This window comes from Actinomadura sp. NPDC000600, assembly GCF_040492135.1.
Classification (GTDB): Bacteria; Actinomycetota; Actinomycetes; order Streptosporangiales; family Streptosporangiaceae; genus Spirillospora.
The window spans coordinates 323,497-331,756 of record NZ_JBEUPD010000006.1; the positions used below are offsets into that span (position 1 = coordinate 323,497).

General features: G+C 65.1%; 6 protein-coding genes. 3 read left to right on the forward strand and 3 right to left on the reverse strand.

Features of this window, described 5'->3' with window-relative positions:
* Positions 1-50 precede the first annotated feature (50 nt).
* Positions 51-1,871 carry a relaxase/mobilization nuclease domain-containing protein gene (locus tag ABWI07_RS12310; protein ID WP_353818566.1) on the reverse strand — a complete coding sequence of 607 codons (1,821 nt, stop codon included), beginning with the start codon at positions 1,869-1,871 and terminating at the stop codon, positions 51-53.
* Between the two features lie 31 nt (positions 1,872-1,902).
* Entirely contained in the window at positions 1,903-2,325 is a 423-nt protein-coding gene (locus tag ABWI07_RS12315) for a hypothetical protein (protein ID WP_353818567.1), read from the reverse strand.
* 1,074 nt (positions 2,326-3,399) lie between these two features.
* On the opposite strand from ABWI07_RS12315, the gene ABWI07_RS12320 reads away from it, so the two are divergent.
* The 3 genes from ABWI07_RS12320 (at position 3,400) to ABWI07_RS12330 (ending at position 7,160) form a co-directional block, all read left to right on the forward strand.
* Positions 3,400-3,780, forward strand: a complete 381-nt coding sequence (locus ABWI07_RS12320) for a mCpol domain-containing protein (RefSeq protein ID WP_353818568.1) — start codon at positions 3,400-3,402, stop codon at positions 3,778-3,780.
* Positions 3,777-4,526, forward strand: a complete 750-nt coding sequence (locus ABWI07_RS12325) for a hypothetical protein (RefSeq protein WP_353818569.1) — start codon at positions 3,777-3,779, stop codon at positions 4,524-4,526. Before ABWI07_RS12320 ends, ABWI07_RS12325 begins: the two co-directional genes overlap by 4 nt.
* Before the next feature lie 546 nt (positions 4,527-5,072).
* Positions 5,073-7,160, forward strand: coding sequence for a HEAT repeat domain-containing protein (locus ABWI07_RS12330; protein WP_353818570.1), 2,088 nt, complete (start codon positions 5,073-5,075; stop codon positions 7,158-7,160).
* A gap of 232 nt (positions 7,161-7,392) precedes the next feature.
* Here the strand turns inward: ABWI07_RS12330 and ABWI07_RS12335 are convergent.
* A partial coding sequence (locus tag ABWI07_RS12335) for a hypothetical protein (RefSeq protein WP_353818571.1) occupies positions 7,393-8,260 on the reverse strand: 868 nt, incomplete at its 5' end.

The window sequence follows — 8,260 nt, forward strand, 5'->3', positions numbered from 1 at the left end:
CCGTGTCTTGGTATGTGGAGGTGGAGTGATGCTTCGCCATGGCGAACTTGTTAGCGGCGCGGGCGACTTGGGCGGGTTGGTGCCGTGGGGTTGGCCGGTGCGGGGCGGCTGGGTGTCGTGGGTAGCAGCGGAGCCCATGGGCTGGGGAAGGCAGCCATGGCGAGGCGTGCTTGCGAGGACATGGCTTCCTGGGCTGGTGGACGTGGCGCGTTGTCGGCGTCGGCGGGTCTTGCTGCGCGGACCTGCGCGGCGGCTTTTCGGGCGGCTTCAGCTTGGGCTTGCCGGCACTGGAGTCGGCGGAGCTCGGCGATGGTGTCGAGCAGGGTGATGAGGCTGGAGACCAGCAGCACCGCCGACACCGTCGTCCGATCCTTGATGGCGCCGGTCAGCGCGAGGAGCCGGGCCGCGGTGCGCAAGGCGTTGCCAGCAGGACTGGGACGGGGAAGACGCCCGTAGGGTGCGCGAGCGGCGCGGTCGTAGGTGTCGGCGGCGCTGCGGAGGTGGTGGTTGCCGGTGACTCGTGCGGCCGCGTGGAGGGCATCGGAGGCAGCCCAGCAGGCGTCCTGGCCGGCGTGCGGATTGGTAGCCAGGTGGCGACGGAGATGGGCGGTGGCGTGGGCGGCGGCACGGGCGGCGTCGTCGTAGAACGCCTGCCGTTCCTCGACAGTGAGGTCGTCGTCGATCGTTGGCGCGGGGCCGGTGGCGGGCGAGGTCCAGCGTTGCTGGAGGCGCGTCAGTGAGAGGTCATCTGCAAGGCGGCTTCCCGCGTGCCAGGTCGGTTCTTCCTCACCGTGGTCGGTGGGGAACGCGACGGCATAGCCGGTGATCTGGCCAGGCGCGTGCTGGCTGTCGCGGACCTTGACCAGGAGGCCGTAGTCCTGGAGGCGGCCGAGGAACCCGTTGGTCGTCCGGGCTTCGTCCGCGGCACGGCGGACGGTCGTCCGCAGCACAGCCCGCTTCGTCCGCTCGGACAGGTGCCGTCCGTCCAGCGGACGGACGGCGGACGAACCGCGGACCGTGCCGTCCGCACCTGCCCAGCGGTGGCGAAGTTTGGGCAGCGTGAGGTCCGAGGCAAGCTTGCCTCCCCCGTACCAGACGGGCTGCCCATCCGCGTTCACATCACCGGGCGCAGCCACGGCGTACCCAGTCAGTTCGCCGGCCGTCCGCTGGCTGAACCGCTGCCGCACCAGGACACCGTCGGCCTGGAGGCGCTCGAAGAACTCACTCTCGCTGCAGGCTCCAGCGGCCGCCGTCTGGACCTTTCGACGCAGGAGGGTACGAGATGGCACCGCCTGACCACGGCGGACGGCCTTCTCGGTCTCGCCGCGTTTGGGGCGGCGGGCGGCCGTGCGGTCCGCCGGCGCCGTGGAACGCAGACCGAATCGCTCCTCCACCGCCCGGCAGGCGTCGCGCACCCGGTACCCGTCGTTCCATACCTCTGGACGGACGCCGTCCGGCCGCGCCAGCGTGGCCACGATGTGGACGTGGTCGTCGGCGTGGCGGACGGCGATCCAGCGAACGGAGTCCACGTCCCCCGTCGGTGCCAAGCCGGTCCGGCTCATGATCTCGGCCGCGATCTGCGCCCACTGCCCATCAGTAAGAACCGGGTCCTCAGGAGCGGCCCGGACTGCGCAGTGCCAGACGGGCTTGCGGTAGTTCCGTTCACCGAGCAAGGCCAGCGGCTGTGTCAGCAGACCCTCCACATGACGAAAGTCGCGGCGACCATCAGGCCCTACCCCCGGCTCCAGATCGGCCACGTCCTCGAAGCCCGCCACGATGTGCGGGTTGTGATGCTCGCCGTTGGCGCTCGGGCCGTAGAGGTACCGCAGCAGTCCCTGGACCCGGGCGCCGCCCAAGACCTTCCCGATCACGACGCAACGCTCAGGACCAATGCCTTCACGATCACGGCAGCCGCCTTCTCAACTCCTCGGCCAGGTCATCCAGCTTGCGGACCGTCTGCGCAGCGGCGCGGGCATACCACTGGATCGTCGACGACGCCTCCCCCGAATTCAGTGCGGCGACAGCCTGGTTGAGATTGACGCCGATCCGCTGCGCCTGACCACGCGCCTGCATGACGGCCTGCAGTACCTCGCGCATCTCGTTGTGCTCTGCTCGCGGCGTCCCGCTCGCCGCAGCCAGCAACGTGAGCGCCGCCCAGGCCGCGGTCGCCAGCCGCTCACGCTCGGCCGCTCTCGACACCGTCGCGTGCTCGTCCTCCGACAACAGGACGTACAACACCCGCCGCCGCCTCGTCTCGCCATGAGCTCGGCGGTTGCGTCGCCTCGCCATGCCCGACGAGGACTCGCCGCACCCCTCTTCGACCATCAGCCTCCTAACCTGGGATCGCGCTCGATCCCGCTCCACTGCGGACCGCGCCCGGTCCGCAGCCGATAACGCTTGCGTTTTCCATTTCTTGCCCGCCCCGCGCAGGTGGGGCGGGCTGCGGACCGCTCCTCTGCATGGCCGTCGCGCTCGGAAGAGCCTTGCAGCCTTCGCCTCGGGCTTGACTGCAACGGAATGACGGAAGGGCGTCGCGCATCACCAAGGGAGCGGCCCCACTCGTGCCGGATCGCCGCTTCCGCCCCGGGCGGACGGCCACTCAGGCTCTCCGGGATCTCCGTCCTGAGCCGCCTGGTCGGTTGCCTACGCCGACGCCTCGCGTTGGCATCCACCGGGGCGGTGCCGCGTTGCCTCTGAGCTCCCAGCCACGGGCCCATACAGAGTTGATCGTTTATGTAGAGGGTGAGCCGCTCAGCGGCTCCGTCGTGGTGAGGATCGAGTCCATCCAGCGAGGTGCTCTCCTGGTTCAACGGGAGTCGGGACCATGCGGGGCTCCTCCCTGTCAGGCTCGCCAGCGCGACACTGGCGCAATACGACCGTCTGCGCTCAGCTTCTCTCACCGCACGCGGTTCAGCCACTTTGAGCATCGGCGTGGCGTTCCATCTCTCGAAAGCATTACAGAAAGGCGAGTGTTACTTCGCCAGAGAACCCGCTGGAAGACCTCGCGCCTCCCACCCAGGCCGCTCGTGTTGGCCCACGACAACGACACAAGCGGGCTGGCGATCCAGCAAGAAGCTGCGATTCGAGGTCGGCCCTCACCGACTCGCTTAGCGATCTTGGACCTCTGGCGAGAGTGACGCCAGGGACCACCCGAGACGCTGCTACTTCCCCGATGTCGACCAACACATGAGGCCGCCATCAATGAAGCGGCTGGGCAAGTGGACGGATATGCACGACGCACATCCCCGCCATCACTGTCAGCGATGGGCAAGGTGGCCAACCTACCAATATATGGCAACTACGCTTCCGTTGACCAGATTGGGCCAGAAATCCAGACTCTTGACAGGATATATCCGCCAAACCTCTGCATCACGTCCGCCACCCCGGCAAGATGAGACGGTGAGCACGAACTGGTTCTTGGCGCTGGACGGCGACGACATCGGGCGCCGCCTGGAAATGTTCATGGTAACCGAAGATATGGCAGGTCTTCGAGAGTTCGCCGATACATTCGATAAACTACTGACTCACCTTCTTGATTCAATAAAACAGAATGACGCCATTGAGGTACTACTGCAAGGCGGCGATAGCATCCTACTATTGCTACCCGAATCGGAACTACTTGCAGTAGTGAACCTCGTCACGAGCATCTCGAGCAATACGGGGTACACTTTTTCTGGAGGATATGCCAAAACACTGCGCGGGGCATATATCGCTCTCAAACTAGCCAAAGCCGCCGGGAAAAATAGGATCGTGCCTCTTGACTCTAAGGTCGACTCGTGAATACAGCGTTGATCTTTGTTTGCTCGAGCGCAGTCGACGCATATCTCAATGCCCTTTGCTACCTAAGCGATAAACGCAGCGTCACCCAATTTAGCTTTGTTTTCATTACTGGAGCAATGACAGAGGGGCCATCGACTGATTTTGTCGATGACATAATTTTCTCGCTTGAGCGATTGGCGGAAGGGAAGTATCGGAATCGCGATATCGAAATTAGACAGAAAGTAAAGGATCGCTACTTGGAAATCGCTATGACATTGCGATCGAGCAGCAATTTGATCGAACTTGTCTCACTTGAGGAACTGGACGAGTTCCTTGCAGATCGCGCTCAACGGGCCAGCCCTCGACAGGTCTTCATAGACGTCACTGGTCTCCCAAAGATCCTCACGGCTCACGTGATGCTAATCAGTCTCGTAAGCGGTTATCAAGTTTATGCATTCGAGTTGCGCCATAAGGTCGATCAAGCCTATCCCGAACGTTCACTGTACTGGGCGATGCCGCAGGGAGGATTTGATTATCCTCCGCTCACGCGTGATCCGGCCGTGCAATCGAGCTTTCGCCAGCTTATCCACGTTCGACGGATAGTATGGACGATTGCAGCGACTTCACTTGTAGGGTTCGCTTGCTTCGTCGTCCTGCTGCTCGTCGATTCGACCAATGCAACACTGGCGATCATAGGACTTGCGGCAAATGTCATCGGTATCGCCAGTGGCATTTTTCAGGCCCTAATGACCAAGGCTCCACAGTAATAGATGACTGTCGGCGTTGCTATCCTGAGGCGATAGTCGTGAGCAGCGGTAAGCCGCAGCAACCCCGACCCGCCGCAAAGTCCGTGCCTCATTCCAGGATCGTCCGGCTTGCAGGTCCTGGATAGCACGCGGCGATCAGAGGATGTTGCGGTGGCGTGACTACGCCCAGTTCAGAGCTCCCAAAATGACTACCAGGAGCCATGGGTTGAGGAAGGCGGCCATATGGCCAAGCGTGCCTGCGTGGGCATGGCCAGCTGTACGGTCGGTTATGGCGTGTCGGCGGGGTCGGCGAGTTTCCCTTCGCAGGCCTACGCGGTGGCCTTCGGACAGTACCAGCATGGACTTGGCGAATCTGGCCTGCTAAAGGTCAATTGATGCCACCAGCATCACATCCGGTGTGCCGGACGATTCTGGATCCACTTTCCGAGGTCCCGGTCACGTAAGGGCAGCCACATGGGACCGATCCGCCCGGACGACAGAAAGAGGCGCACGCCGTCTCGCTGCCGGGGTGGTCGCGTGTCGGTGCCGCCGGGCATAGTGCCGCCTATGTTCAGCGGACTTCACGACATCGGCTGGTCGTCGATGGAGCATGCGTACGGCTCGGCCGAGGAGGTCCCGGCACTCTTGCTGGCGCTGCGCTCCTCAGACGCAGGGGAGCGGCGGGAGGCTCTCGGCAGGTTCTATAGCGCGGTCCATCACCAGGGCGATGTGTACCCGTGCACGACAGCGAGCCTTCCGTTCCTGTTCGAGCTGGCAGACGACGTCACGACGCCTGACCGGTCCGACATCGTTGAGCTGTTGGTCAGCATCGGATCGCAAGCCCTCGATCGCTGCGACGGGCAGTACGGCGCCAATGAACAACACGTTGAAGCGGTGGCGGCTACGCGGAGCCGTGCTGAGACGCTCATCCGCCTCGCCTGCGATCCCGATGTCCGCGTGCGCCGAGCTGCGATCCCCGGGCTCGGGTCGTTCATCGACGACGCCGACCGCGCTTCGGCGGTGCTGCGCGGCCGGCTGCCGGCCGAGCCGAGCATCGTAGAGCAGCTGCTGATCGTTGAAGCGATGGCAACCCTGGCCCTGCGCCTGCCGGAACGCGCCGAGACTCAGGCGATGGCGTGGTTCACCGAACTGGCCGCCGACTCGACCACGGCCCCTCAAACCAGGCTCGCGGCCGTGGTCCAGCGGGCTCGCTGCGCGCCCGAGCGAATTGATGACGGCACCATCGCAACCGCGATCAACCTGCTGCGCGAACTGGAAGATGCCGCCGTGCCGGCCGAAGCATGGTGCGATCCGCCTCGCCCGGCGGGCCCCACGGCCTCCGAAGACGGAGCACCACCGCAGGTCGTCGCCGCTTTCGAGGACCTCGAACGACACCGTCAGATCCACTCACCCATCACGGATCTCCTGCACACCTTCCATTGGACCTTGGCGGCAAGGGTCCCGCAGCGCACGGCACTTCTCGCCGAGCAGCTGCGCAGCCGCGATCCAGGCTCCTGCCTGGACGCCATCCGGATGAGCGCCGAGCTCATGAAGTCCTGGCGCGGAGACCACGCACGGCTCATCATCCTCGTCGCCGAACATCTCAACGCGCCCCACAATCAAGTCGCTGCTGAGGCGGCGGCCACGTTGAACTCTTGTCATGCGATCGCCGAACCGGCCCGCGAGGCCCTGGCGGCGCAGGTCTCCGTGCAGTACGCCACGTACGGGCCGGAGGTCTGGTTCGCGCCCCAGCGGCACCTGCGCAGGAGTCATCAGGAGGCCGTCCAAGCACTGGCCCGTCTCGGCGATTTGCGGGTGGTGCCGAGCATCCTCACGGCCCTGGACAGCGGAGACGACGCCTGGCGGGCGGTGCAGGTCGCCGGAACACTTCCGCAAGCCGCCGACCAGCTGGTACCCCGCCTGTGCGGCCATTTGAGGAGTCTCGACCTCACCCAGGGACTGTGGGAGATGAGCGCGCGGTCCGACCTGTCGGCCCTGGCCGCTCTCGCCGACGACAGCGCGATCGATGTGATCACAGAGACCCTCTCTACGGCAGTGCCTCATGAACTGTGGTCGACCGCATGTTCGGCTTTGGAAGCGTTGAAGGCTTTCGGCCCGTCAGCGGCCCCCGCCCTGCAAGCGATCCGGTCCCTGATCACAGCCTCCGACGCACATGTGCGTCCTGCCGCCGTCGCCGCGCTATGGGCCGTGGTCGGTGACCCGGACGAAGTCATGCAGCCGTTGCTCAATCTGCTCGACGACTCGATCCCATTCCGGATCAGCGCGGCAGCCGACGTACTCGCCGAGATCGGCCCTCCCGCGCAAGACGCACTGCCTCTCCTACGAGACCTGCTGACCCACAGCTACGAATGGGTCCGCGTCCCCTGCGCGACCGCCCTCTGGGAGATCGGCGGCGACGCGGAGGCGCCGGCTGTGCTGGACACACTCCTCCAAGCCTGGGAACAGAACCCTGCGACTGCCAACCATGCCGTGGCATGTCTGGACCGCATGGGCCCCGCGGCACGCCCCGCCCTGCCTCAACTCCGCTCCGAACTGCTCCATGCCCGGCGCCGCGGCAGATTCGACAGCATCGACAACGACGAAGAACTGCAGGCGATCAGCCGCACCCTCATCGAACGGCTGACCGGGTACTGATCTTCTTGCTACTGATTACAGGCCCGGACCGAGTTGTGGTGCCCCGGCGTCTTGCCACTCGACGAGTCCACCGGTCAGGCGCGGCTGGAAGGGTCCCGCGACTTCGATGGGCGCCCGCTCGTAAGCCTTCAGGAGGGTTCGACCCGTGCCTTGCCTCCGGCACCCGTCGACCGACGCACGCGGCCTGGTCCAGTGCGTGCGTCGGTCACGGCCCGCTTCTCCGGCTCGAGCCCTACTCGGCGTCGCCGGTCTCGGCCTCGGATTCAATCGGTTCGGTAGACCTCGTGCCAGCGCTCTCCTCCTGCTCAGCCGCCTCGAGGGCGGCGTAGCGGCGCCGTTCAAGTTCGTCGCGTTCCGCGTCCGGGATCGTCATTGACTCCGCGAGCACGGCGGCGAGCGCGTCCACGTGTGCGTTCTCTATGTCGGCCTGGAAGATCAACCGAATGTTCTCATCGGGCGTGATGACGTCGATCGCCGAGCGCCCGTTTCCGTCCTGTGTGGCTGCTCGGACGTATCGCACCTGGTCGATTGGGATCTCCTGCCCGATCTGGCCCTGCTTACGGAAAGCGTTGGTCCTCGCCATGATGATGCGGCGATCCGTGACGGCGACCAGGTTCTTCGCCGCCTTGTCGATCGCTGCCGCCGCCATGCCCTTCGCAGCCGCCACCATCTCTCTCGCTCCACCCGCGGCCGCACCGAAAGAACCGAGGACATCGAGCTGCTCAGGGAAGGCGAGGGCACGAAGGGCCTCACCGTCCTCGAGGAACCATCGCAGGGTGCGAAGGTACGGAGCGCGCTCCAGCGACGCCGGTTCGCATAGGACGTCCGGAGCCCCAAGCGGAGGGACTGGTGGGTGGAGAGCATCGGCAAGAGGCTCGATCGCCTCAAGAAGTTGGGTGCAGGTCAGGCGGGCGGCCTTCGAGTCCTTCCGACTGCGGGTCAGCGGCATCGTCGCGCGGCCGGGAAGCTCGGCGATGATTCGCAGTTCCCGCGTCAGTGAGTAGACAGGGCTCCGGAGTAGTGGAACTCTCGGCCTGATTGTCCGGTTCTGACAGTCGTGTGGCTGGGCCGGAGATGCGTGCAGGCACGACCTTCGTGAT

What these genes read in the sequence shown, in the direction of transcription:
- ABWI07_RS12315 (WP_353818567.1), bottom strand. Translation starts at nt 2,325, where the DNA reads ATGGTCGAAGAGGGGTGCGGCGAGTCCTCGTCGGGCATGGCGAGGCGA.
- ABWI07_RS12330 (WP_353818570.1), top strand. Translation starts at nt 5,073, where the DNA reads ATGTTCAGCGGACTTCACGACATCGGCTGGTCGTCGATGGAGCATGCG.